Raw genomic sequence first — 24,544 nt, 5'->3', positions numbered from 1 at the left:
GCAACGGCAAGCTTCAAGCGGCCCGGGGTCGCCCATGAACCTGTCCGGCCCGTTCATCCGCCGGCCGGTGGCGACCATGCTGCTGAGCCTGGCGATCATGCTGCTCGGTGGCGTCAGTTTCGGCCTGTTGCCGGTTTCGCCGCTGCCGCAGATGGATTTCCCGGTGATCGTGGTGCAGGCCAACCTGCCGGGCGCGAGCCCCGAGGTCATGGCTGCCACCGTCGCAACGCCCCTGGAGCGCAAGCTTGGCAGCATCGCCGGGGTCAGCACCCTGACCAGCAGTTCCAACCAGGGCTCCACCCGGGTGATCATCGGCTTCGAGATGGGGCGTGACATCGACGGTGCGGCACGCGAAGTGCAGGCGGCCATCAACGCCACCCGCAACCTGTTGCCCAGCGGCATGCGCAGCATGCCCACGTACAAGAAGATCAACCCGTCCCAGGCGCCGATCATGGTGCTGTCGCTGACCTCCGACGTGCTGCAGAAAGGCCAGCTCTACGACCTGGCCGATACCATCCTGGCCCAGAGCCTGGCCCAGGTCAGCGGGGTAGGGGAAGTGCAGATCGGCGGCAGTTCCCTGCCGGCGGTGCGTATCTCCCTGGAGCCGCAGTTGCTCAACCAGTACGGCCTGTCCCTGGACGAGGTGCGCACCGCCGTGGCCAACGCCAACCAGCGCCGGCCCATGGGCTTCGTCGAGGACGCCGAGCGCAACTGGCAGGTGCGCGCCAACGACCAGCTGGAGAAGGCCAAGGACTACGAGCCCCTGGTGATCCGCCAGGAGAATGGCTCGATCCTGCGCCTGTCGGATGTCGCCAGCGTCACCGACGGCGTGGAGAACCGCTACAACAGCGGCTTCTTCAACGACCAGAGCGCCGTGCTGATGGTGGTCAACCGCCAGACCAACGCCAACATCATCGAGACCGTCGAGCAGATCAAGGCCCAGTTGCCTGCCCTGCAGTCGCTGCTGCCGGCCAGCGTCAAGCTGGACGTGGCCATGGACCGTTCGCCGGTGATCAAAGCGACCCTCAAGGAAGCCGAGCACACCCTGCTGATCGCCGTGGCCCTGGTGATCCTGGTGGTCTACCTGTTCCTCGGCAACCTGCGTGCCTCGCTGATCCCGAGCCTTGCGGTACCGGTGTCGCTGGTAGGCACCTTCGCGGTCATGTACCTGTGCGGCTTCTCCCTGAACAACATGTCGCTGATGGCCTTGATCCTCGCCACGGGCCTGGTGGTGGACGATGCCATCGTGGTGCTGGAGAACATCTCCCGGCACATCGAGGACGGCCAGCCACCGATGCGCGCGGCCTTCCTCGGCGCCAAGGAGGTGGGCTTCACCCTGCTGTCGATGAACGTCTCGCTGGTGGCGGTGTTCGTCTCCATCCTGTTCATGGGGGGCATCGTGCGCGGCCTGTTCCAGGAGTTCTCGATCACCCTGGCGGCGGCGATCATCGTCTCGCTGGTGGTGTCCCTGACCCTCACGCCGATGCTCTGCGCACGCTGGCTCAAGCCGCACCGCGAGGAGCAGAACCGCCTGCAGCGCTGGAGCGAGCAGGTGCACCAGCGCATGGTCGGCGCCTACGACCGCAGCCTGGGCTGGGCCCTGCGCCACAAGCGCCTGACCCTGGTCAGCCTGCTGGTGACCATCGCCGTCAACATTGCCTTGTACGTGGTGGTGCCCAAGACCCTCATGCCGCAACAGGACACCGGCCAGCTGATGGGCTTCATCCGTGGCGACGACAGCCTGTCGTTCACCGTGATGCAGCCGAAGATGGAGGTCTATCGCCGGGCATTGCTGCAGGATCCGGCGGTACAGAGCGTGGCCGGCTTCATCGGTGGCAACAGCGGTACCAACAACGCCATGGTGCTGGTGCGCCTCAAACCGATCAGCGAACGCCGGATATCGGCCCAGCAGGTGATCGAGCGCCTGCGCAAGGAACTGCCCAAGGTGCCTGGCGGGCGCCTGTACCTGATGGCCGACCAGGACCTGCAACTGGGTGGCGGTGGCCGCGACCAGAGCACCTCGCAGTACCTGTACACCCTGCAGAGCGGCGACCTGGCGGCCCTGCGCGAGTGGTTCCCGAAAGTCACCGCGGCCCTGCGCGCCTTGCCGGAGCTGACCGCCATCGACGCCCGTGACGGCGCCGGCACCCAGCAGGTGACCCTGGTGGTGGACCGCGACCAGGCCAAGCGCCTGGGGATCGACATGGACATGGTCACCACGGTGTTGAACAACGCCTACAGCCAGCGCCAGATCTCGACCATCTACGACAGCCTCAACCAGTACCAGGTGGTGCTGGAGATCAACCCGAAGTACGCCTGGGACCCGAGCACCCTGGAGCAGGTCCAGGTGATCACCGCCGAGGGGGCGCGGGTGCCGCTGTCGAGCTTCGCCCGCTACGAGAACAGCCTGGCCAACGATCGGGTCAGCCACGAGGGGCAGTTCGCCTCCGAGGACATCGCCTTCGACGTCGCCGAGGGCTACAGCCCCGACCAGGCCATGGCCGCACTGGAGCGCGCGGTGGCCAAGGTCGGCCTGCCGGAGTCGGTGATCGCCAAGCTCGGCGGCACCGCCGATGCCTTTGCCAAGACCCAGGAAGGCCAGCCGTTCATGATCCTCGGCGCCCTGGTGCTGGTGTACCTGGTACTGGGCATCCTCTACGAGAGCTACATCCACCCGCTGACCATCCTCTCGACCTTGCCCTCGGCCGGCGTCGGCGCTTTGCTCGCGCTCTACGCCACAGGCGGGGAGTTCAGCCTGATTTCGCTGCTGGGGCTGTTCCTGCTGATCGGCGTGGTGAAGAAGAACGCCATCTTGATGATCGACCTGGCCCTGCAGTTCGAACGCAACGACGGCATGAGCCCGGAGGAATCGATCCGCCGCGCCTGCCTGCTGCGCCTGCGCCCGATCCTGATGACCACCCTGGCCGCCATCCTCGGCGCACTGCCGCTGCTGCTCAGCCGCGCCGAGGGCGCCGAGATGCGCCAGCCCCTGGGCCTGACCATCATCGGCGGCCTGGTCTTCAGCCAGGTCCTGACCCTCTACACCACGCCTGTGGTCTACCTGTACCTCGACCGCCTGCGCCACCGCTTCAACCATTGGCGCGGCGTGCGCACCGACGCCGCACTGGAAACCCCGCTATGAACTTTGCCCAGACCCCACTTCATCGTGCCTTCACGCGGCTGACCCGCGGGCGCGGCTCGCGCCTGCTCGGCGCCGGGCTGTGCGTGGCGATGCTCAGTGCCTGTACCTTGAGCCCGGACTACCATCGGCCCGAACTGAGCACGCCGGCCCAGTTCAAGCAGGCCGAAGGCTGGACCCAGGCCAAGCCGTCCGACGCCCTGGCGCGTGGAGCCTGGTGGGAGATCTACGGCGATGCCGGGCTCAACGCGCTGGTCGAGGAGCTCAACCGCAACAACCAGACTGTCGCGCAGTACGAAGCCCAGTACCGCCAGGCCCAGGCACTGGTACGCAGCAGCCGTGGCGCGCTGTTCCCCAGCCTCGACCTGTCCGTGGGCAAGACCCGCTCGGCCCAGGGCACCGGCAGCAGCAGCTCGAGCCTGTCGAACAACAGCAGTGGTATCCGCAATACCTACAACGCCCAGCTCGGTGTGAGCTGGGAGCTGGACCTGTGGGGCAAACTGCGCGAAACGCTCAACGCCAACGAGGCCAGCGCCGAAGCCAGCTTCGCCGACCTTGCGGCGATTCGCCTGAGCCTGCAGTCGGAGCTGGTGCAGAACTACCTGCAACTGCGGGTGATCGATGAGCAGAAGCGGCTGCTGGAAGCGACCGTCGCCGCCTACGCGCGTTCGTTGCGGATGAACGAGAACCATTACCGCGCGGGCGTCGCCGGCCCGGATGCGGTGGCCCAGGCGCGGACCCAGCTCAAGAGCACCCAGGCCGACCTGATCGACCTGGCCTGGCAGCGCGCCCAGTACGAGAACGCCATCGCCGTGTTGCTGGGCAAGGCACCGGCCGATTTCGCCCTGGCCGACAGCAACGACATCCCGGCCTTGCCGCAGATTCCCCTGGCGCTGCCGTCGCAGTTGCTGGAGCGGCGCCCGGACATCGCCTCGGCCGAGCGTAATGTGATGGCGGCCAACGCCAATATCGGCGTGGCCCGTGCGGCCTACTTCCCAGACTTGACGCTGAGCATGAGTGGCGGTTACTCCAGCAGCAGCTTCAGCAACTGGATCGAGCTGCCCAACCGCTACTGGTCGGTAGGGCCGCAACTGGCCATGACGCTGTTCGATGCCGGCAGGCGCAGTGCCGAAGTCGACCGCACGGTCGCGGTGTATGACCAGACCGTGGCGCAATACCGGCAGACCGTGCTCGATGGCTTCAGGGAAGTGGAGAACTACCTGGTGCAACTGAAGGTGTACGGGGACGAGGCGGTGGTGCGCCAGGAGGCGCTGGATGCCGCCCGCGAGTCGCTGCGCCTGACCGAGAACCAGTACCGTGCCGGGCTGATCGGCTACCTGGACGTGGTCAATGTGCAGACCACGGCGCTGAGCAACGAACGCAGCGTGCTGACCTTGCTGCAGGGGCGGTTGGTGGCCAGCGTGCAACTGATCGCCGCGCTGGGCGGCGGATGGGAAGCGCAGCAGGCGTTTGCCGAGGCGCAGGAGAGCGGACAGGACTGAGCCTGGGTTTTTGGGGGGGCGAAGCGGCCCCAATCCCCTTCCTAGAATGGATCCATTCTCATTCGCGAAAACCCGTGCGTTTCAGCAAGGCTTGAGTACAATCATCGGCTTTTTCCGGACCCACTCCGGGCCTGCCGCTGGAACTGCAAATGCTGATCGGTAGCTACTCCTCTTCGCTGGTGTTGATCTCGCTGTGCGTGGCCATCCTGGCGTCCTATACCGCCCTTGACCTCACCGGACGCATCGCCACGGCCAAGGGCCAGGCGGCCTGGCTGTGGATGGGCGGGGGCGCGTTCGCCATGGGCATCGGCATCTGGTCGATGCACTTCATCGGCATGCTCGCCTTCAGCCTGCCCATCGACCTGGGCTATGACCTGGCCCTGACCGCGCTGTCTTTGCTGATCGCCATGCTGTCGTCGGGCTTCGCCCTGTGGCTGGTCAGCCAACCGAGCCTGCCCTGGCCGTCGTTGGCGTTCGGCGCGCTGATCATGGGCGGCGGGATCGCCAGCATGCACTACACCGGCATGGCCGCGTTGCGTCTGCAGCCGGGCATCGACTACGACCCGACGCTGTTCGGCGCCTCCCTGGCCATCGCCGTGGGGGCGTCGGCGGCGGCGTTGTGGATCGCCTTCCGCTTGCGCCGGCACACGCCCTACGTGCGCCAGGTACGTGGCGCGGCGGCGGTGTTGATGGGCATCGCCATCGTCGGCATGCACTACACCGGCATGGCGGCGGCGAACTTCCCCGAGGGCAGTTTCTGCGGTGCACTGGCCGGTGGCCTGCGCGGCGATGGCCTGGACTACCTGGTGCTGATCACCACCCTGGCGGTGCTCGCCGTGGCACTGCTCACCTCGGTGCTGGACGCCCGCCTGGAGGCGCGTACCGCGGAGCTGGCACAGTCGCTGACCCTGGCCAACCAGGAACTGATCCAGCTGGCGCTGCACGACACCCTGACCGGGCTGCCCAACCGCACCCTACTGGCAGACCGCATCGAGCAGGCCATCGGCAAGGTGGCGGAGCAGGGCGGTTGTTTCGCCCTGATGTTCATCGACCTGGATGGCTTCAAGCCGGTCAACGATGCCTTCGGCCACCATGTCGGCGACCAGTTGCTCAAGGCCGTGGCGGCGCGCCTGCGCGGCCACCTGCACAGCCAGGACACCCTGGCACGCATCGGCGGCGATGAGTTCGTCCTGCTGGTGCAACTGCGCGAGCCGGACGATGCCATGGACGTGGCGGTCAAGCAGGTCAACCTGGTGTCGCGCCCGTTCCGCGTGGCCGAGCACGACCTGCAGCTGTCGGCGAGCCTGGGCATCGTGCTCTACCCGGGCAATGGCCAGGACCAGCACGAACTGCTGCGCAACGCCGATGCCGCCATGTACCACGCCAAGAGCGCCGGCAAGAACGGCTACAGCTTCTTCGACAGTTCGATGAACAGCAACGCCCGCCAGCAGCTGCAGTTGCTCCAGGACCTGCGCGCGGCCCTGGAGCTGGGCCAGTTCCGCCTGCACTACCAGCCCAAGTTCGATGCCGTCGCCCGCCAGCCGATCGGTGCCGAGGCATTGCTGCGCTGGGAACACCCGCAGCACGGCCTGTTGCTGCCGGAGCGCTTCATCGGGCTGGCGGAGAAGACCGGGCTGATCATTCCCATTGGCGAGTGGGTGCTCGACGAGGCCTGCCGGCAGATGCGTCAGTGGCTCGACCAGGGGCACGAGGGCTGGCGCATGGCGGTCAACCTCTCGGCCATCCAGTTCTGCCACGCTGGCCTGGTCGCCAGCGTGGCCCGCGCCCTGGAGGCCAACCGCCTGCCGCCGAACCACCTGACCCTGGAGATCACCGAGACCACCGCCATGCGCGATGCCGACGCCAGCCTGACCGTGCTGCAGAAGCTCGCCGACATGGGCGTGGACCTGTCCATCGACGATTTCGGCACGGGCTATTCCAGCCTGATGTACCTCAAGCGCCTGCCGGCCAACGAGTTGAAGATCGACCGTGGCTTCGTCCGCGACCTGGAGCAGGACAGCGACGACGCCGCGATCGTCTCGGCCATCGTCGCCCTTGGCCAGGCGCTGGGCCTGCGTATCGTCGCCGAAGGGGTGGAAACCGACCGTCAGCAGGCGTTCCTGACCCGCCTGGGATGCGATTCGCTGCAGGGCTACCTGCTCGGCCAGCCAGTGCCGGCCGAGCAGTTCATGGCCGGGCTGGACGCGACGCGCCAGCCCGAGGCGAGCTAACTGGCGTCACGCAAGGTACAGAACGGCACGAACGCCTCCATCTCGGCCTCCACGGCCTCGATGATGCGCTCGACATCGGCGGCGGCCATGATGGTCGCGCAGGGGATACCGGCGATGGCCAGCAAGGTCTCGCCGGTGGCGCGGTCGAACAATCGGGCGACCATGCTGCGCGGCGCATCCATGCTCGCCTCGAAGCCCAAGGGGTGGAAGTGCCAGCGCATCACCTGGCAGGCGTTGGGGAACGTCATCTTGTTCATGCCAGCCTCCTTGTCCTGATCCTGAACGCGGTGATCGGGCGGCCGTTCGCTTGGCCGGTGGGAATGTAACGATAGCAGCTGCATCGCCAGTGTCCCGTGGAAAACATGACAAATGTGCGAACGCATGATGTCGATCACAGCCCCGGTAGGGATGACCAGGGCCAGGCCGAAGGCCCTGGCAAACGTTTTCTGCGGTGAGCGGCGGCCGAGGCGCTTGGGGCGACGTGAGTTCACTGCCCAGCGGGGTTTCGGACCAACGGTGCCGCTCGCCCGGCCTGCGTCACCCCGGCATGCCGTCGATCCGCGGGCGCAGCAGGATCGGTAGGTAATGCCAGAGGAACAGCAGCAACGCCAGGCTCCAGCCCAGCACCGACAGGCTCAGCCCCAGCGGTGTGAAAGGCGCCAGCAGCACCCGCGCCAACGCCGCCAGCTGCATCAGGGCGAAGGCCCAGGCGATGAGGGCGGGCACCTGCAGCGGGCGGCCGGTATGGCCGAGGCTGACTCGCGCCATCATCGCCACGATCAAGCCGGTCATGGCGCCGACGCTCAGGGCATGAGTGGCCAGGCTCGGGTTCAGTGCCAGCCCGGCGTGCCACAGGGCCATGCCCAGGCAGGCCAGCAGCAGCCAGGCATAGGCCAGGTGCAACGACCATAGCAGCGGTACCCGCCAGATACCCCGGGCGTGCCAGTGCGCCAAGCGTACCGCATGAAGCACGGCCAGGGCGGCGAACAAGACGGCCAAGGGCAGGCGAGGCGTATCGCCCAGGCCGGCGACGAAGGTCAGCGGCACGGCGACGCTGAGCGCCAGGCACAGCCGGTCCAGCCAGGGGCGGGCGGGGGCGGGTGTCATATCGCCCAGGCCGCGGCGGGTGAAGAACGGAATGACCCGCCCGCCGATCACCGTCATCATCGCCGCCACCAACCACAGGCCGGCGAAAACCCCGCGACGTTGCCACAGTTCGTCCTGGCGCAGCCAGCCAACCAGGGTCAGCCACTGGCAGGCGGCCAACAGCAGGACCAAGCCGACGATCGGGTAATTGTTGCGCAGGCGCCGCCGCACGATGGGCTGCGCCAGGGCCAGGGCGACCAGGGGCAGGAAGCTGCCTTGCACCAGTACCAGCAGCCAGCCCGGCAGGGGCAGGAACCAACTGGCCCGGCCCAGCAGCCAGAGCAGGAACAAGCCTGCCAAGGGCCGCCCGCTCAGGCCCGCGATGCCGCTCCAGTTCTGCACGGCGGTGAGCAGGAAGCCCGCGACGATGGCCGCGGCGAAGCCGTAGAGCATCTCGTGGCGGTGCCAGGCCAGCATGCCGCCGGGCGGCGTTGGTGCGAGCACGCCAAGCAGCACGCCGCCCCACAGCAGCAGGGCGACCAGGGCGAACAGGCTGCCGCCGAGGAAGAACGGACGAAAACCCAGGGCCCAGAGGGCCTGGCGCGGGCGGGAAGCGATCGGCTGGGCGAGCATGGCGGACCTTCGTTCGAACAGTGGGCATCTAATGAGGTACCATCACGAACCGTGCCATCGGCAAAAGCCTTGTATATCAAGGTGATGGCATGGTGCGGAGTCGCTATGACTCCATGTTTCGCTGTCAATTCGACATCCATAAAGGTCGAAATGACTCGCTTGATGCATTGCAGCCCCCTGCTGCGCTACAGGATCCACGTTTTGTCCGATCTTCTGCTCAATCCACTGTTGCAGTACCTGGCCCGCCTGGCGCCTTCGAGCCAGCTGACCATGCGCTACATCCTCCAGGATGCCGCCGACCGGCTGGGCTTCGTCGACTGCGATATCGCCGAGGTGCCCTGGCACCGCCTCGAACCCGGCCACGTCGTTGCCCTGGTGGCAGCGCTGCGTGCCGATGGCTATGCGCCCAATACCTCGTCCTTGTACGTCAACGCCATGCGCGGGGTGATGAACGAGGCCTGGCGCCAGGGCCTGATCGACCATGAGCGGCTGCTGCGCATCCGCGAGGTCAAGCCGGCCAGCGGCAGCCGCCTGCCGCCGGGGCGCAACCTGCGGCGCAGCCTGATCCGTGAATTGATGGAGCTCTGCGCCGCCGACCCACGGCCGCAGGGTGTGCGCGACGCGGCGATCATCGCCTTGCTGTATGGCACGGGCATGCGCAAGTCGGAATCGGTGGACATCGACCTGGACCAGGTGGACTTCCAGGCGCGCAGCCTGCAAGTCGTGGGCAAGGGCAATCGCCAGCTGATCAAGTACGCGCCGACCTGGGCCTTCGAGAAGTTGCAGGCCTGGCTCGACCTGCGGCGCGCACAGTTGCCTGCTGGCGAGCCGGACGATCCGTTCCTGTTCAACCGTATCCGCCGTGGCAACCACATCACCCGCGCGCGGATCACCAAGCACGCCATCTACTACATCGCCCGCCAGCGCGGTGCCCAGGTAGGGGTGAAGATCATGCCGCACGATTTCCGCCGCGCCTTCATCACCCGGGTCATCGAGGAGCACGACTTGTCGATCGCCCAGAAGCTGGCGCATCACGCCAACATCCAGACCACCGCGAGCTATGACCGGCGCGACGACAACGAGCGGCGGCGGGCCGTCGACCGCTTCGATTACTGAGCTCCAGCGTGTAGTTTGAAGCGTGTAGCTGGCATTCAGTGAATGCTCGAGGCCAGTTCGAAGATCGGCATGTACATGAGGATCACGATCAGGCCGATCAGCAGGCCGATGAAGGTCATCAGCAGCGGCTCGAACAGGCGCACGAACCATTCCACCCAGCGGCCGATTTCCTGATCGTGGAAGTCGGCGCAGCGCTCGAGCATCTCGCCGAGGTTGCCTGATTGCTCGCCAGCCCGCAGCAGGCGCAGGGACACCGGTGTCACCAGTTGCCCGGCTTCCAGTGCGTCGGACAGCGGCAGGCCTTCGCCGACCCGCTGACGGGCCTGCGCCAGGCCGGCCGCCGCGGCGCTGCCGAGCAGGCCGCGGGCCATGTCCATGGCGGTGAGGATGGGGATACCCCCCTGCAGGAGAATGCCCAGCGAACGGTAGAAGCGCGCCAGTTCGTACATCACCAGGCGTTGGTGCAGGGCGGGCCAACGGCGCACCTGGCGGCCTGCCCAGCGTCGCAGCGCTGGATGCCGGCGCAGCAGGACCAGGGCCGCGATACCGGCCAGCGTCGCCAGTGCCAGGGGCAGTCGCTGGGCGTGCAGGAACAGGCCGATCTGCATCAGCCCGCGCGACAACCAGGGCAACTCGCTGCCCATGCCTTCGAACACCAGGCTGAAGCGCGGCACCACATAGCCCAGCAGGAACAGCACCACGCCGCCGCCCACCAGCAGCAGGAGCAGGGGGTAGACCGAGGCGCCGACCAGCTTCTGCCGGACCAGGTCCAGGCGCTGGCGATAGCCGATGTAGCGGGCCAGGGCGTCGCCCAGGGCGCCGGTGCGTTCGCTCGATTGCACCAGCGCTACGTACAGGGCGGGAAACACCCGTGGCTGCTGCCCCAGGGCCTGGGACAAGGAGCGGCCCTCGTAGAGCTGGCGCACCAGCGCCTCGAGGACCTTGCGCGCCGACGCGCTGGGCGCTTTCTCGGCCAGGCTCTCCAAGGCATCGATCAGCGGCAGGCCAGCCTCGAGCAGGGTGCCCAACTCCTGGCTGAACAGCACCAGGTCGAAATCCGCCGCCCGGCGCCAGGGCAGGGCATGCAGCAGGCCGCCAGCGCCGCGCACGCTGACCACCCGCAGGCCCTGGTCCTCGGCCTGGCGGCGTGCCTGCTCGGCATCCTCGGCATCGACCTGCAACTGGACGATGCCATGCCGGCCCAGGGCCTTGAGGCTGTAGCGCATGGTTGCCTCTCCCTACTGCCAACTGGTGATTTCGGCGTTTTCCCCGTCGCCGCCAGGCTGGCCGTCCTTGCCCATGGACAGCAGGTCGTACTCGCCGCCGTTCTCGCCGGGCTGGCGATAGATGTACGGGCGGCCCCAGGGGTCATGGGGCACCGCTTTCTGCAGGTAGGGGCCCGACCAGCGTGGCTCGCCGCTGGGGGCGCTGACCAGCGCCTGCAGGCCTTGCTCGCTGCTAGGGTAGTGGCCGACCTCCAGGCGGTACAGGTCCAGGGCCTTGCCCAGGCCTTCGATCTGCGCCCGGGCCACCTTCGCTTCGGAGCGGCCGAGCTGGCTGAAATACTTGGGCGCGACGATGCCGGCCAGCAGGCCAAGCACCACCAGGACCACCAGGAGTTCGAGCAGGGTGAAGCCGCGTTGGCGGATGGATCTGCGCTGCATGGTGAAACCCTCCAGGGCGTGTGGGCAGGTCTTTGCCAGCACCATGCAACAGCCGTGCACGTCTGTTGCGCGGCCTTGCGCCATGCGGCACGGCAGGCGGCACAGTGCTTGCGTCGTAGCTGCAAACCCTGGGTTTTCCGGGGCATTTCCCCCACTTCGGGGGCTCGACGGGGAGGCGGCCGACATGCGTGGAGTCATCCTTGGGTTGATCTGGCTGGCGGCAGGGATCGCCCAGGCCGACGTGTACATTTCCCGCGACGCCCAGGGCGTCTATGTGCTGTCCAACGTGCATCGGCCAGGGCGGCACTACGAGAAGGTCATCCGTGAGTCGCTGGCCCAGGCCGGGCCCGTCGATGCCCAACTGGTCACCGGCCGGCCATACGCCGACCTGGTGGCCGCCGCGGCGCAGGCCCACGGTGTGCCCCAGGCCTTGTTGCATGCGCTGATCAAGGCCGAATCCGGCTACAACCCCAAGGCACGCTCGCCCAAGGGTGCACAGGGGCTGATGCAGCTGATGCCGGATACCGCGCGGGAAATGGGGGTCAAGGACGTGCTCGACCCGCAGGACAACCTACAGGGCGGGGCGCGTTACCTCAAACGCATGCTCACCCTGTTCGACAACGACATCACCCTGGCGGTGGCGGCCTACAATGCCGGGCCCGAGGCGGTGCTCAGCCGTGGCCGGGTGGTGCCGCCGTTCGCCGAGACGCGCCGCTACGTGCCCAATGTGCTGAACGAGTACCGCCGGCTGCAGGGGCTGGCCGAGGATGCGCCGTTGTAGGGGCGAAAAGCCACAAGTGCTCCATGGTTCCCCAACTCTGGGCTATAACCTTGAAAAAGGCGCCCACCGCTGGAGTCCGCCATGGACATCGCTCCCCGTTCCGACACCCTGGTTGTACCTAGCGACGGCGATGCCGGGGCGGTGCGCAAGCCGTTCGACCTGTTGCGCTGGTACGCCTGGGTCAGCCTGGCCATCATCGTCTCGGTGGCCGTCGGGCTGGGGCTGATTTCCAGCCGCTTCATCATCAACGAGAGCGTCGAGCGCGACGCGCTGCTCACCGCCCAGTTCATCCAGTCAATCGCCGATGCGGAAGTGCGCCATGTGGCGATCCCCAACGTGCGCACCATGGGCGAGCTGCTCGACCCGCGCATGGACCAGGCCATGCCCGACGTCGACCCGGATGCCCGGCGCAAGGCCCGGGGTGAGTTCCTCGACCACATCGCCCACCTGCCGGACATGCTGCTGGCCAACATCTATGCCCCCGACCGCACGGTGATCTGGTCGAGCAACCCGGCGCTGACCGGCAAGGTGATCGAGTCCGACGACGACCTGGAGCGGGCCTTCGAATACAAGATGCGGGTCTCGGCCAGCTACCACGACTTCGACGACGCCCGCAGCGAGCAGAAATTCGTGACCCCGCCCCAGCAGCTGTTCATCGAGAACTACATCCCGCTGTTCGATGCCGATGGCGAACGGGTCGCCGCCATGGTGGAGATCTACAAGGAACCCCACGACCTGATCGTGCGCATCGAGCATGGGCTGCTGCTGATCTGGCTGGCCATCGCCGTGGGCGCCGCGGTGGTGTACCTCGGCCTGTACGGGATCATGCGCCGTGCCGCACGCACGTTGGAGGTCCAGCAGAAGCGGCTGATCAGCAACGAGACTTTCGTGGCGCTGGGCGAGGTGTCCTCGGCGGTGGCCCACAGCCTGCGCAACCCGCTGGCCAGCATCCGTTCCAGCGCCGAGCTGGCCCAGGCCTTCGACGAAGGGCCGGCGCAGAAGAACATCAGCGACATCATCAGCCAGGTCGACCGCATGGCCCAGTGGGTGCGCCAGTTGCTGCAGTCGCTGCGTCCGCTCAACGACGAGGCAGTGCCGGTGGACCTGCCCCAGGCCTTGCAGGAAAGCCTGCAGGCGTTCTCCGTGCCCCTGCTGCGCTGCGGCGTGAACCTGGATGTCAGTGCGTTGCCGCCCTTGCGAGTGGTGGGCCATCCGGTGCTGATCGGGCAGATCTTCAACAGCCTGATCGCCAATGCCCTGGAGGCGATGGAGCAGGGTGGGCGCTTGCGCGTGGAGGTGGTGCGCCAGGACCGGCGCAGCCTGACCCTGCGCCTGTCGGATACCGGCAAGGGCATGAGCGAGCAACAGCAACGCATGGCCTTTCGGCCATTCTTCACCACCAAGCAGGGTGGGTTGGGTGTGGGGCTGGTGCTGGTCAAGCGGATCATGGAGCGCTTCGGCGGCTCGATTCGCCTGAGCAGTCGTGAAGGCGAGGGGACCAGCGTCTCGCTCAGTTTCCGATTGGCCAAATCCTGATAGTTGACTTTCTATTTGCCTAGTAACTTATTGTTTTCAAATGGATTAACGGTTTTGGGGTGAACGTTACCCAAATGTGGGGAATCAACCTCGAATCAATGAGAAGTAATTTTTATATCTAATTGATAGTAAATAAAATTTTATTAAAAATCATTGCTGGCTGATTTCTTGCACAGCAGCCATGACGACCAACGGCGGCTGCAGCCGCTCTGGCGAACTGCTATCACCTTGCTACGTGCGGTAACGATACCGTGGCGACATCCACCGAAGGCCTCCAGGCGGGAACGACGCGATGCAGACGCTGGAACACGATGTCCCCGACAAGGCCTCCCTCCCATCCAGTGGGCTGGCTGCGCCGCTGCGCGAGTTCAACCTGCTGCGCTGGTTCTCCCTCATCAGCCTGCTGATCATCGCTTCGGTGGCCGGCGGGCTGGGCTACGTCTCGACCCGCTTCGTGGTGCGCGACAGCGTCGAGCGCGACGCCATGCTCACTGCCCAGTTCATCCAGGCCATGGCCCAGGCCGAAGTGCGCCATTCGCAGTTGCCGCCGGGCACCACCATGGGCGAGCTGCTCGACCCACGGCTGGACAGCCAGCACCTGCAGGTGAGCCCGGCGCTGGCGCGGTCGACCCGCACGGAGTTCCTCGACCATGTCGAGCACCTGCCCGATACCCTGCTGGCCAATGTCTATGCCCGTGATCGGACGATCGTCTGGTCCACCAATCCCCAGTTGATCGGCAAGCGCATCTCTGCCGATGGCGACCTGGACCATGCCTTCCGCTCGCGAAAGGCCGTCTCGGCGAGCTACCACCAGGCCGAGGACGACCGCGAGGAACAGAAATTCCTGCGCGAACCCCGCTACCTGTTCATCGAGAACTACATCCCGCTGTTCGACAGCCAGGGCGAGCAGGTGCTGTCGATGGTGGAGATCTACAAGGAGCCGCAGGACCTGGTGCGGCGCATCCAGCGCGGTTATGTGCTGATCTGGGTCTCGACCCTGCTGGGTGGGGCGCTGATCTACTTCGGCCTGTTCTGGATCGTGCGCCGCGCGGCGCTGTTGCTGCATCACCAGCAGGACCGCCTGGTGGCCAGCGAGACCTACGTGGCCCTGGGCGAGATGTCCTCGGCGGTGGCCCACAGCCTGCGCAACCCGCTGGCCAACATCCGCTCCAGCGCCGAGCTGGCCCAGGACATCGCCAGCGAGCCGGCGCGCAAGAACATCAACGACATCATCAGCCAGGTCGACCGCATGTCGCGCTGGGTGCGCGACCTGCTGGTGTCGCTGCGCCCGGCCAGCGACGAGGTCGAGGCGGTGGACCTGGTGGCGGCGGTGGAGGATACCCGCCTGGCCTTCGCCCAGCAGATCGAGCGCCATGGCGTGCAGTTCAGCTTCGCAGGGCCCGCATTGCAGTGGGTGGCCAGCCAGCCACTGCAACTGACGCAGATCCTCAACAGCCTGTTCGCCAATGCCCTGGAGGCGATGCCCCAGGGCGGCCACCTGCGGGCCGAGGTCAGGCGCCTGGAGGGGCAGCGGGTGCAGTTGCTGCTCAGCGACACCGGCAAGGGCATGAGCCAGCAGCAGGAGCGAATGGTGTTCAAGCCGTTCTTCACCACCAAGCAGGGCGGCCTCGGCGTGGGCCTGGCCCTGGTCAAGCGCATCATGGAACGCTTTGGCGGCTCGGTCAGCCTTCACAGCCGCGAAGAGGAAGGAACCCGCGTCAGCCTGATCTTCAATATCGCAGCGGGAGGGGACCATGGAGCCCAGCATTCTGGTGGTCGAGGATGACGAGATCCTCGCCGACAACATCCGCACCTACCTCGGCCTCAAGGGCTTCGAGGTCACGGTCTGCCACAGCGCGGAACAGGCCCTGGAGCAGGTCAGGCGGGTCCAGCCCGATGCGGTGCTGACCGACAACTCGCTGCCTGGCATGAGCGGCCATGACCTGTTGCGCAACCTGGTGGCCCAGGCGCCGGCGCTCAAGGTGATCATGATGACCGGCTATGGCAACGTCGAGGATGCCGTGCTGGCCATGAAGGAGGGTGCCTTCCACTACCTGACCAAGCCGGTGGTGCTGGCCGAACTCAAGCTGATGCTGGACAAGGCCCTGGCTGCCGAGCGCATGGAGCGCACCCTGTCGTTCTACCAGGAGCGCGAAGCGCAGCGCTCCGGCTTGCAGGCGTTGATCGGCGAATCCCCGGCCATGCAGGGCCTCAAGCACACCCTGCGGCAGTTGCTCGATGCCGAACAGCGCATGGCCAGCGGCGACCTGCCGCCGGTGCTGATCGAGGGCGAGACGGGCACCGGCAAGGAACTGGTGGCGCGTGCCTTGCATTTCGACGGCACGCGCAGCAAGGGGCCGTTCATCGAGTTCAACTGCGCCTCGATCCCTGCCAACCTGCTGGAAGCCGAGCTGTTCGGGCATGAGAAGGGGGCCTTCACCGATGCCAAGGAGCGCCGGGTGGGCCTGGTCGAGGCGGCGGACGGGGGGACGCTGTTCCTCGACGAGATCGGCGAAATGGACCTGGTGCTGCAGGCCAAGCTGCTCAAGCTGCTGGAGGATCGCTGCATCCGCCGTATCGGCGCGGTCAAGGAGCGCAAGGTCGACCTGCGGGTGATCAGCGCCACCAACTGCAACCTGGAGCAGATGGTGCAGCAGGGCAAGTTCCGTCGCGACCTGTTCTTCCGCCTGCGCATCATTGCCCTGAAGGTGCCACGGCTGTACGCCCGCGGCCAGGACATCCTGCTGCTGGCGCGGCATTTCCTCGCCTACCATGGGCGCCGCTACGGCAAGCCCAACCTGCGTTTCTCCACCGAGGCCGAGGCGCTGATGCTCGGCTACAGCTGGCCGGGCAACGTGCGCGAGCTGCGCAACATGCTCGAGCAGACGGTGCTGCTGGCGCCCACCGAGGTGATTGCTGCGCACCAGTTGAACCTGTGCATGACACTGGTCGACGAACCCCTGACCCAGGCTGCGCCACCGGTTTTCGAGGCGCCGCGGCACGAGCCGGAGGCGGGCACCAGCCTGCCGGACATGGAGCGCGACCTGGTGTGCCGGACGCTGGACCGTACCGACTGGAACGTCACCAAGTCGGCACGCTTGCTGGGGTTGTCACGGGACATGCTGCGCTATCGGATCGAGAAGCTTGGGCTGACGCGGCCGGACAAGCGGCAGTGGTGAGCGGTTGGGGCTGCACCGCAGCCCCAATGCCCCTAGCGCTGGCCATTGTCGTCAGCATCGTCCTGGCCCCGCATGCCCTCCGAACCCCCGCCATCCATCCCCGGCAGGTTGCGGTCGTCGGTTTGCTCGGCGGGCGGGCTGTCCGGGTCGTTGCCCTGGATACGCGGGTCGGTATCCCGGGGCGTGGGCCTCTCGACCGGGTTGAGGGTGCTGTCGGCGCCCGGGTTGGGCGCCGGGGTGTGCGGATTGTCCGGATGGGTCGGGCCCGTGCCGACGGCAAGGGCCAGGGGCGAGGCGAGCAGGGCGGCCAGTAGGTAGGTGGCTTTCATGGGCAGGCTCCTTTGCTTGGGGAAGGAGGCCTGTAGCGCACGCGACTGCATGCGCAAGGCCTCTTCCTGCGTTGGGCCATGTCCTCGTCAGCGAGGTGCCATCACTGCGACAGGCGGTCAGACCACCAGCGACAGCAGCATGATGAAGATGATGCCGACCACCGACAGCAGGGTTTCCATCATGCTCCAGGTCTTGAAGGTCTCGGCCACGGTCATGTTGAAGTACTGCTTGACCAGCCAGAAACCGGCGTCGTTGACGTGGGAGAGGATCAGCGAGCCGGCGCCGGTGGCCAGCACCAGCAGCTCGCGGTTGACGCCCGGGACCAGGTCGATCACCGGTGCCACGATGCCCGCGCCGGTGATGGTGGCCACCGTCGCCGAACCGGTGGCGATGCGGATCACCGCTGCGACCAGCCAGGCCAGCAGGATCGGCGAGATCTGCGCCTGTACCGCCATTTCGCCGATCACGTTGCCGACACCGGTGTCCACCAGCATCTGCTTGAAGCCGCCACCGGCACCGACGATCAGCACGATCGCAGCGGTGGGGGCCAGGCTCTGGTCGAGCATTTTCATGATCTGCTGGCGCGAGAAGCCACGGGCCGCGCCGAAGGTGTAGAAGGCCAGCAGCAGGGCGGCGAGCAGGGCGCTGATGGGGTGGCCGATCAGGTCCATCCACTGGCGCACGATGTGCTCGGTCGGCAGCACCACGTCGGCGAAGGTCTTGAGCAGCATCAGCACCACCGGCAGCAGCACGGTGATCAGGGTCACGCTGAAACTCGGCAGGTTCTGCTGGTCCGACTCGCGGGCGATCTGGTCCATCAGCTCCTGGGAAGGGTTGCCGGGGATGTAACGGGAAATGAAGTTACCGAACAGCGGGCCGGCGATCACCGCGGTGGGCAGGGCCACCAGCAGGCCGTAGAAGATGGTCTTGCCGATGTCGGCGTTGAAGATGCCGATCGCCAGCAAGGGCCCCGGGTGCGGTGGCACCAGGCCATGGACCACGGACAAGCCGGCCAGCAGCGGGATGCCGATCTTCACCAGCGACACCCCCGAGCGCCGGGCGACGATGAACACCAGCGGGATCAGCAGCACGAAGCCGATCTCGAAGAACAGCGGGATGCCCACCAGGAAGGCGGCGAACATCATCGCCCAGTGCACTTTTTCTTTGCCGAAGGCCCGGATCAGCGTGCGGGCGATCTGGTCGGCGCCGCCGGAGTCGGCCATCAGCTTGCCGAGCATGGTGCCCAGGGCGAGGACGATGCCGACGAAGCCGAGCACGCCGCCGAAGCCGTCTTGGAACGACTTCATGACCTTGGCCACCGGCATGCCGGAGGTCAGGCCGAGAAAGCCGGCTGCCAGGGTCAGGGCGACGAAGGGGTGGACCTTGAAATGGGTGATCAGCAGGACGAGCCCGACGATGGTCACCAGGGCATCGAGCAGCAGGTAGGTATCAGTAGCGAGTCCGAACATGGTTCATGTGCCTCGATCTTATCGTTGTTCTTGGTCAAACGCTCGGTGCCTGATGGCACCGAGATAGCGCTGTCTTTGGTGAGCCGGGAAAACCACCGGTTCAGGCGGTCCGCGCCAGGCTCCGGTCACCGCAGGGCTTTAGCCAGGCGTGGGTCGCTTCGGCCAGGGCCTCGATCGGCCGCGTGGCATCCAGCGCCAGGGTCAGCGGTTCGCCATGGGGAGGCTCGAGGGCGGCGAACTGGCTGTCGATCAGGCTGGCCGGCATGAAGTGGCCTGGGCGGGCGAGCACGCGTTTCTCGGCTTCGGCCGGGCTCAGTTCGAGGAAGACGAAGGCCAGGCCGGGCACCGCCTGGCGAAGGGTGTCGCGATAGCGACGCTTGAGTGCGGAGCAGGTGAGGATGGGGCGTTCGCCAGCGGCGAGGGTGGCCTGCAGTTCCTGGCCCAGGCGCACCAGCCAGCCGGCACGGTCATCGTCGTCCAGGGGAATACCGGCACTCATCTTGCGGATGTTTTCGGCAGGGTGAAAGGCATCGCCTTCGATCAGGCGACCGCCGCTTCTGCTGGCAATGGCGGCCCCGACGCAGCTCTTGCCGCAGCCAGCTACGCCCATTACCACAATCGCGGACAGGGGAGAGTTCATCAGTACCTCCTGCGGGGTGAGATAGCGCTGTCTCGTGATTGACGAGGCGTTGTCGCGAGCGCCACCCTCCCGGGTGTTATTGGTCTTGTCTTTTCGCAGTATGGACGCTTGGCACATAGCCGCTACTCAAGATTACGTTGCCTGCGTCCTGAGACAGCGCTACCTTAGTGGCCGTTCCTTTTTCTGGCAAGTAGTAAAATTACAACACCCATGTCTCGCACAGGCTCGCGCACTACCGGTCGCCCCACCCTGGCTGAAGTCGCCAGGCTTTCGGGGGTTTCCCCCATCACCGCCTCGCGCGCCCTGCGCGGCGTCAGCACGGTCGCGCCGGCGCTGGTGGAAAAGGTCATGGCCGCCGCTGCCAGCCTGGGCTATGTCGCCAACCCGGCGGCACGCGCCCTGGCCTCGGCGCGCAGCCAATCGGTGGTGGTATTGATCCCGTCGCTGTCCAACCAGTTGTTCATCGACACCCTGGAGGCCATCCACGAGGTGATGCGCCCGCGTGGGCTGGAGGTGCTGATCGGCAACTATCACTACGATATCGCCGAGGAAGAGAACCTGATCCGCAACTACCTGGCCTACCAGCCCTGCGGCATGCTGCTCACCGGCTTCGAGCGTAGCGACGCTGCCCGGCAGATGCTGGCTGCCAGCGGTGTGCCGTGCGTGCACATGATGGAGCTGGGCGGGCAGGCCGGTGCGCTGTCGGTGGGGTTCTCCCAGCAGCAGGCCGGGCGCGCCGCGGCCCGCCACCTGATCGAACGTGGCCGGCGGCGCCTGGCGTTCATCGCCGCGCAGCTCGACCCACGGGTGATGCAGCGTGCCGAAGGGTTCCGCCAGGCCCTGGCCGAGGCCGGCCTGCAGGCGCCGGAGCTGGAGTTGCTGACGCCGCAGCCTTCGTCGATCGGCCTGGGTGGCGAGTTGTTCAGCCGCTTGCTCGAGCAGGCGCCGGAGGTGGATGGGATTTTCTTCTGCAACGACGACCTGGCCCAGGGGGCGGTGCTCCAGGCCTTGCGCCAGGGCATCGAAGTGCCGCGCCAGGTGGCGATGGTCGGTTTCAACGACCTGCCGGCCTCGGCGCACATGGTGCCGCGCCTGACCTCGATCCGTACCCCGCGCGCCGCGGTCGGCCGGGGCGCGGCCCAGGCGCTGCTGGCACTGCTCGACGGCAAGCGCGTGGCGGTCGAGGAGCAGGACCTGGGGTTCGAACTGATGGTGCGCGAGAGTTCCTGAAGCCGGCGGGAGCTGGGTTGGGGCCGCTGCGCGCCCCAGGATTTCATGACCTCGCTCAGCCGGCCCCGTCGATCGCCTCCAGCCCATCGCGCAACTGCCGCGCCAACCCCTCCAGGTTCGCCTCCAGCCGCTGGCACAGCCGCTCGGTCGGCTGCGCCTGGCCAATCGCCTGCTCGATGGCTTCGCAATCGCCTACCACGCCGCGTACCTTGAGCATCCTGGCACCACCCTTGATGCGGTGCACCAGGGCCCGCAGCGCCTGGACATCGGGTTGCGGGCCGAGACCGCGCAAGCCCTGCAGGTCTTCGGCGGTACTTTGCGCCAGTTGCGCGAGCAGGCGCCGGGTGAGTTGTTCGTCGCCCTGGGTCAGGTGGCGTAGTTGGCCGAGGTCGAACCCACTGGCGGGCTCCTCCTCGGGGGCAGCCATGGCGTCGTTGGGAGCGATCCGGGACAGGCGTGCCCTGAGCACCTGCAGGCCGATCGGCTTGAACAGGCAGTCGTCCATGCCGCTGGCCAGGCAGCGCTCGCGCTCTTCGGCCTGGGCGTTGGCGGTAACGCCGAGAATGCGGCAGGGCGGCCCTCCATGTACCTGCTCCAGCGCGCGGATACGCCGGGTCAGTTGATGGCCGTCCATCACCGGCATGCTGCAGTCGGTGATCACCAGGTCGAAGCGACCGCCCTGCCAGCGCTCCAGCGCCGCCTCGCCGTGTTCGGCCAGGGTGACCTTGTGGCCGAGGCTGCGCAACTGCTTGTCCAGCAGCATGAGGTTGGCGGGGTAGTCGTCGACTACCAGGATCTGTAATGGCCCGGCGCTCGGCTGCGCGACCGGCCCGGCTATCGGTTCGGCTACCGGCGCAGTGGCGGGCACCAGGCCAAGGTGCACCTCGACCCGGGTGCCGACCCCCGACGCGCTGTGCAGCTGCAGCTCGCCGCCCATGAGCTGGCACAGGGTGCGGCTGATCACCAGGCCCAGGCCAGCGCCCTGGCGGGCACGGTGGTTGTCGAGCTGGGCGAAGGCCTCGAACAGCCTGGCCTGGTCCTGGGGGCTGATGCCGATACCGCTGTCTTGCACGTGCAGCGCCACCTGCGTGACGTGCCCGGGCGTGCTGGGGGTCAGCGCCAGCCTGACTTCGACATGGCCCTGGTCGGTGAACTTGATGGCGTTGCTCACCAGGTTGGACAGCACCTGCCTGAAACGCACCGGGTCGACCATCACCCAGGCCGGCGCCTGGGGCAGTTCGGCGCGCAAGGCCAGGCCCTTGATCCGCGCATTGCCCTCGAACACCCGCAGGGTGGCGCGCACCAGCTCGACCAGCTCGGTGGCGACCGGCTGCAAGGTCATGTGGCCGGATTCGATGCGCGAGATGTCGAGGATGTCGCCGATCAGCTCGAGCAGGCCGAGCGCCGAATCATGGGCGGTCTTGAGGCCCTGCGGGTCGCTGCGGCCCTGGCGGCTGTCCTCCAGGGCCAGCTCCAGCAGGCCGATCACGGCGTTCATCGGGGTGCGGATCTCGTGGCTCATGATCGCCAGGAAACTGCTCTTGGCCTGGCTGGCCTGTTCGGCATCGTCCTTGGCCTGGCGCAGTTGTTCGAGCAGGCCGCGGCTGAACGCCAACTGTGCCTGCAGGGCACGCTGGGCTTCGCCGCGCTGCTGGATCAACTTGCGCAGGTAGTTGTTCCAGAACACCACGCCGGCCAGCAGCGCGGCGGCCAGCACCAGCACCTGCAGCACCAGCGAGCGATAATCGCCCCACAGGCTGTCGCTGACCACCGTGCTGGTGCGCCAGCGATTGACCAACTGGTCCAGCTCCTCCGGGGGAATGCTCAGCAGGGCCTTGTCCAGGATCGATTGCAGCTGGGGCTGCCCCGGCGCCACGGCGAAGGCCGCGACCGCCGGGTCATCGCCCTGCAGCCCGGCGATGCGCAGCGTGTCCTTGAACACGTGGGCAATGTAGTAGGCCGCGGTGATATGGGGAATCAGGGCGACGTCGGCGTGGCCGCTGGCCACGGCTTCCATCAGCGTCAGGGCATTGTCCGTCTCGACCACCCGCGCCCGTGGCGCGTGCTGTTGCAGGGCGACGTGCTGGGAGGAGCCGCGCACCAGCGCCACGCGCTGCCCGTCGAGCAGCTCGCTCGCGCCGGCGTCACTGCGCGCCACTATCACCCCTGGGGTGACCAGGTAGGGGCGGGTGTAGCGCAGGCGTGCCGCTCGTCCGGGACCGTAGTCCAGCGCACCGATCATCTCGGCGTCGCCGCGCGCCACTTCGTCGACCATCTCCGGCACCGAGTCGCGCTCGAGCATCTGGAAGCGCAGCCCGGTGCGCAGGCTGATCTGCTTGAGCAGGTCGAGGGTGATGCCATTGGCCTGCTGTTGGCGATCGTTGAAGGTCAGCGGCGCCAGCGCGCTGTTGATCAGCACACGTACCGTGGGGTGGCGGGCGATCCAGTCGTGCTCTTCGTCGCTCAGGCTGGACAGGTGGCGCTCGAGCAGCAGGCTGGTGTTGCCGCTGGTCCAGCGACGTAGGATGGTCATTCGCTCGCTGTCGCTGATCCGTGCCAGCGCCTGGTCGACCAAGCGGCGCAGCCTGTGGTTGTCGTGGGCCAGGGCGAAGGCGAAGGCATCCGTGGGGCCATGCACGAAGTGATCGATGCGCACCTGCCCCTGGTAGCTCTTGCCGATCAGGAAGTCGGTACTGATGGCGTCGCCGAGGTAGGCATCGGCTTCGCCCAGCGAAACGGCGGACAGGCCGGCCAGGGTCGAGCGATACAGCTGCAGTTGCGCCTGTGGGTAGAGCTCGCGCACCGAGGTTTCGGGCAGGTAGTGGTCGACCATCGCCAGGCGCAGGCCGGCCAGGTCTTCATCCTTTTGCAGCAAGCGGCCCTGGCGGGTGACGATCACCGGCAGGTCATCGGCATAGGATTGGCTCAGGGCAAGCTGGGCATCGGCCGCCTCGAAGCCGTTGGAGCTGCCGAGCAGGTCGATCTGCCCGGCATGCAGCGCCTCGATCGCCGCCTGGCGGCTGGCGAAGCGGCGGACTTCGATCGCCACGCCCAGTTGCTCGCCGATCAGCCCGGCATAGTCGGCGCTCAGGCCCTCGTAGTCGCGCTGGCTGACGTTGATCTCGAAGGGCGGGTAGTCGGGGCGGGAGCTGCCGAGCACCAGTACCTTGCGTTGCAGCAGCCATTGCCGGTCGTCCTGGGGCAGGTGCAGCGGCGGGGCGACGCTGGCCGAGCGGGCGAGCAGGTGGCGTGGCTCGGCATCGCCGAGCACCAGGCTCGGCACGCTCAGGAACATGGCCAGCAGCAGGCTCGGCAGCGTGCCTTTCATGGCGGTGGCATGGCTCAGGCGACGTTGTTGCGCTTGGCCAGGTCGACCATCTCGACCAGCGACTCGGTCTTGAGTTTCTCCATGATGCGGCCGCGGTAGGTGCTGATAGTCTTGGCGCTCAGGCTCATGCATTGGCCGATGTGCTTGTTGCTCTCGCCGCGTGCCAGTCGGCGCAGCACTTCCATCTCGCGGTTGGACAAGCTGTCCAGGCGTACGCTCTCGCTTTCCAGCGAACTGCTGTTGACCGACATCTGCGGAAAGGTCGAGTAACCCTTGACCAGGGCCTTGAGGGCGAAGACTGGCGCCTCCAGGTCCTCGTCCTTGCGCACGAAGGCGGAGATGCCGGCGTCCAGGCAGCGGCGCACGTAGAGGTCGGCGGGCTGGCCGGTCAGGGCCATGATCTTTGGCGCCGGCTCGAGCAGTTGCAAGCGCTTGATCACTTCCATGCCATCCAGCCCTGGCAGGCCGATATCGAGGATGACCACGTCGGGTTGCAATTGGCGAGCCATCTGTACCGCTTCGATGCCGCTGCCGGCTTCGCCAACGACCTGGAAGCGTTCGCGTTCGAGCAGCATGCGTACGGCCAGCCGAACGGTGGGGTGGTCATCGACCAACAGTACGGTTGTCATTGGGGAACTCCTGTCTGGGTGTGGTCCGTTTCCTGAAATCACCCAGGAATA

Annotated in this window: 18 protein-coding genes; 9 read left to right on the top strand and 9 right to left on the bottom strand. The window is 66.8% G+C overall.

What is annotated here, in order from left to right; genetic code table 11:
* The first annotated feature begins 34 nt into the window (after positions 1-34).
* From ACDI39_RS05245 to ACDI39_RS05235, 3 genes are all read left to right on the top strand, one after another.
* Positions 35-3,142: an efflux RND transporter permease subunit gene (locus tag ACDI39_RS05245; protein WP_486537925.1), complete on the top strand. Its 3,108-nt coding sequence runs from the start codon at positions 35-37 to the stop codon at positions 3,140-3,142.
* The gene (locus ACDI39_RS05240) at positions 3,139-4,641 is read left to right on the top strand and encodes an efflux transporter outer membrane subunit (RefSeq protein ID WP_253080244.1); all 1,503 of its coding nucleotides are present in this window, start codon (positions 3,139-3,141) and stop codon (positions 4,639-4,641) included. The genes ACDI39_RS05245 and ACDI39_RS05240 overlap by 4 nt, the downstream gene beginning before the upstream one ends.
* 149 nt (positions 4,642-4,790) lie before the next feature.
* Positions 4,791-6,872, top strand: coding sequence for a putative bifunctional diguanylate cyclase/phosphodiesterase (locus ACDI39_RS05235; RefSeq protein ID WP_253080245.1), 2,082 nt, complete (start codon positions 4,791-4,793; stop codon positions 6,870-6,872).
* On the opposite strand, the gene ACDI39_RS05230 is transcribed toward ACDI39_RS05235, so the two are convergent.
* Both ACDI39_RS05230 and ACDI39_RS05225 read right to left on the bottom strand, forming a co-directional pair.
* Positions 6,869-7,129, bottom strand: coding sequence for a DUF1652 domain-containing protein (locus ACDI39_RS05230; protein ID WP_225789089.1), 261 nt, complete (start codon positions 7,127-7,129; stop codon positions 6,869-6,871). The two genes, ACDI39_RS05235 and ACDI39_RS05230, sit on opposite strands and share 4 nt — an antisense overlap.
* A gap of 280 nt (positions 7,130-7,409) precedes the next feature.
* Positions 7,410-8,591 carry an NnrS family protein gene (locus ACDI39_RS05225; RefSeq protein ID WP_225789090.1) on the bottom strand — a complete coding sequence of 394 codons (1,182 nt, stop codon included), beginning with the start codon at positions 8,589-8,591 and terminating at the stop codon, positions 7,410-7,412.
* A gap of 201 nt (positions 8,592-8,792) precedes the next feature.
* On the opposite strand from ACDI39_RS05225, the gene ACDI39_RS05220 reads away from it, so the two are divergent.
* Complete coding sequence (locus ACDI39_RS05220; protein ID WP_486537922.1) at positions 8,793-9,707, top strand: site-specific integrase; 915 nt, start codon at positions 8,793-8,795, stop codon at positions 9,705-9,707.
* Positions 9,708-9,742: 35 nt separating this feature from the next.
* Here ACDI39_RS05220 and ACDI39_RS05215 read toward each other — a convergent pair whose 3' ends face one another.
* Positions 9,743-10,933: a type II secretion system F family protein gene (locus tag ACDI39_RS05215; RefSeq protein ID WP_225789092.1), complete on the bottom strand. Its 1,191-nt coding sequence runs from the start codon at positions 10,931-10,933 to the stop codon at positions 9,743-9,745.
* Positions 10,934-10,945: 12 nt separating this feature from the next.
* Entirely contained in the window at positions 10,946-11,371 is a 426-nt protein-coding gene (gene gspG, locus ACDI39_RS05210) for a type II secretion system major pseudopilin GspG (RefSeq protein ID WP_225789093.1), read from the bottom strand.
* Between the two features lie 184 nt (positions 11,372-11,555).
* On the opposite strand from gspG, the gene ACDI39_RS05205 reads away from it, so the two are divergent.
* From ACDI39_RS05205 to ACDI39_RS05190, 4 genes are all read left to right on the top strand, one after another.
* The gene (locus ACDI39_RS05205) at positions 11,556-12,152 is read left to right on the top strand and encodes a lytic transglycosylase domain-containing protein (protein WP_225789094.1); all 597 of its coding nucleotides are present in this window, start codon (positions 11,556-11,558) and stop codon (positions 12,150-12,152) included.
* An 81-nt stretch (positions 12,153-12,233) separates the two neighbouring features.
* Positions 12,234-13,688, top strand: coding sequence for an ATP-binding protein (locus ACDI39_RS05200; RefSeq protein WP_486537919.1), 1,455 nt, complete (start codon positions 12,234-12,236; stop codon positions 13,686-13,688).
* A 292-nt stretch (positions 13,689-13,980) separates the two neighbouring features.
* On the top strand, positions 13,981-15,474 hold the full coding sequence (locus tag ACDI39_RS05195; RefSeq protein WP_225789096.1) for a sensor histidine kinase: 1,494 nt from the start codon (positions 13,981-13,983) through the stop codon (positions 15,472-15,474).
* A complete protein-coding gene (locus ACDI39_RS05190; RefSeq protein ID WP_410045624.1) occupies positions 15,443-16,867 on the top strand; it encodes a sigma-54-dependent transcriptional regulator in 1,425 nt (474 codons plus the stop codon). Before ACDI39_RS05195 ends, ACDI39_RS05190 begins: the two co-directional genes overlap by 32 nt.
* 32 nt (positions 16,868-16,899) lie before the next feature.
* Here ACDI39_RS05190 and ACDI39_RS05185 read toward each other — a convergent pair whose 3' ends face one another.
* The 3 genes from ACDI39_RS05185 to ACDI39_RS05175 all read right to left on the bottom strand — a co-directional run bounded on the left by ACDI39_RS05185 (position 16,900) and on the right by ACDI39_RS05175 (position 19,306).
* Complete coding sequence (locus ACDI39_RS05185) at positions 16,900-17,196, bottom strand: hypothetical protein (RefSeq protein ID WP_486537916.1); 297 nt, start codon at positions 17,194-17,196, stop codon at positions 16,900-16,902.
* A gap of 117 nt (positions 17,197-17,313) precedes the next feature.
* Positions 17,314-18,666 (bottom strand): GntP family permease, encoded by a 1,353-nt coding sequence (locus ACDI39_RS05180; RefSeq protein WP_253080247.1) that lies wholly within the window; start codon positions 18,664-18,666, stop codon positions 17,314-17,316.
* 100 nt (positions 18,667-18,766) lie between these two features.
* Positions 18,767-19,306 (bottom strand): gluconokinase, encoded by a 540-nt coding sequence (locus ACDI39_RS05175; protein ID WP_225789099.1) that lies wholly within the window; start codon positions 19,304-19,306, stop codon positions 18,767-18,769.
* Positions 19,307-19,516: 210 nt separating this feature from the next.
* On the opposite strand from ACDI39_RS05175, the gene gntR reads away from it, so the two are divergent.
* Complete coding sequence (gene gntR / locus ACDI39_RS05170) at positions 19,517-20,536, top strand: HTH-type transcriptional regulator GntR (protein WP_368816722.1); 1,020 nt, start codon at positions 19,517-19,519, stop codon at positions 20,534-20,536.
* 55 nt (positions 20,537-20,591) lie between these two features.
* On the opposite strand, the gene ACDI39_RS05165 is transcribed toward gntR, so the two are convergent.
* Both ACDI39_RS05165 and ACDI39_RS05160 read right to left on the bottom strand, forming a co-directional pair.
* Entirely contained in the window at positions 20,592-23,864 is a 3,273-nt protein-coding gene (locus tag ACDI39_RS05165) for a transporter substrate-binding domain-containing protein (RefSeq protein ID WP_486537913.1), read from the bottom strand.
* A gap of 14 nt (positions 23,865-23,878) precedes the next feature.
* On the bottom strand, positions 23,879-24,493 hold the full coding sequence (locus tag ACDI39_RS05160) for a response regulator transcription factor (RefSeq protein WP_225789102.1): 615 nt from the start codon (positions 24,491-24,493) through the stop codon (positions 23,879-23,881).
* Positions 24,494-24,544: the final 51 nt, after the last annotated feature.

The sequence above is a fragment of the Pseudomonas sp. Tun-23181 genome (genome assembly GCF_057415455.1).
This window is presented reverse-complemented; position numbering and strand designations above follow the sequence as displayed.

What these genes read in the sequence shown, in the direction of transcription:
- gspG (WP_225789093.1), bottom strand. Translation starts at nt 11,371, where the DNA reads ATGCAGCGCAGATCCATCCGCCAACGCGGCTTCACCCTGCTCGAACTC.
- ACDI39_RS05225 (WP_225789090.1), bottom strand. Translation starts at nt 8,591, where the DNA reads ATGCTCGCCCAGCCGATCGCTTCCCGCCCGCGCCAGGCCCTCTGGGCC.
- ACDI39_RS05235 (WP_253080245.1), top strand. Translation starts at nt 4,791, where the DNA reads ATGCTGATCGGTAGCTACTCCTCTTCGCTGGTGTTGATCTCGCTGTGC.
- ACDI39_RS05230 (WP_225789089.1), bottom strand. Translation starts at nt 7,129, where the DNA reads ATGAACAAGATGACGTTCCCCAACGCCTGCCAGGTGATGCGCTGGCAC.
- ACDI39_RS05245 (WP_486537925.1), top strand. Translation starts at nt 35, where the DNA reads ATGAACCTGTCCGGCCCGTTCATCCGCCGGCCGGTGGCGACCATGCTG.
- ACDI39_RS05240 (WP_253080244.1), top strand. Translation starts at nt 3,139, where the DNA reads ATGAACTTTGCCCAGACCCCACTTCATCGTGCCTTCACGCGGCTGACC.
- ACDI39_RS05175 (WP_225789099.1), bottom strand. Translation starts at nt 19,306, where the DNA reads ATGAACTCTCCCCTGTCCGCGATTGTGGTAATGGGCGTAGCTGGCTGC.
- ACDI39_RS05205 (WP_225789094.1), top strand. Translation starts at nt 11,556, where the DNA reads ATGCGTGGAGTCATCCTTGGGTTGATCTGGCTGGCGGCAGGGATCGCC.
- gntR (WP_368816722.1), top strand. Translation starts at nt 19,517, where the DNA reads ATGTCTCGCACAGGCTCGCGCACTACCGGTCGCCCCACCCTGGCTGAA.
- ACDI39_RS05160 (WP_225789102.1), bottom strand. Translation starts at nt 24,493, where the DNA reads ATGACAACCGTACTGTTGGTCGATGACCACCCCACCGTTCGGCTGGCC.
- ACDI39_RS05185 (WP_486537916.1), bottom strand. Translation starts at nt 17,196, where the DNA reads ATGAAAGCCACCTACCTACTGGCCGCCCTGCTCGCCTCGCCCCTGGCC.
- ACDI39_RS05195 (WP_225789096.1), top strand. Translation starts at nt 13,981, where the DNA reads ATGCAGACGCTGGAACACGATGTCCCCGACAAGGCCTCCCTCCCATCC.
- ACDI39_RS05180 (WP_253080247.1), bottom strand. Translation starts at nt 18,666, where the DNA reads ATGTTCGGACTCGCTACTGATACCTACCTGCTGCTCGATGCCCTGGTG.
- ACDI39_RS05165 (WP_486537913.1), bottom strand. Translation starts at nt 23,864, where the DNA reads ATGAAAGGCACGCTGCCGAGCCTGCTGCTGGCCATGTTCCTGAGCGTG.
- ACDI39_RS05215 (WP_225789092.1), bottom strand. Translation starts at nt 10,933, where the DNA reads ATGCGCTACAGCCTCAAGGCCCTGGGCCGGCATGGCATCGTCCAGTTG.
- ACDI39_RS05200 (WP_486537919.1), top strand. Translation starts at nt 12,234, where the DNA reads ATGGACATCGCTCCCCGTTCCGACACCCTGGTTGTACCTAGCGACGGC.
- ACDI39_RS05190 (WP_410045624.1), top strand. Translation starts at nt 15,443, where the DNA reads ATGGAGCCCAGCATTCTGGTGGTCGAGGATGACGAGATCCTCGCCGAC.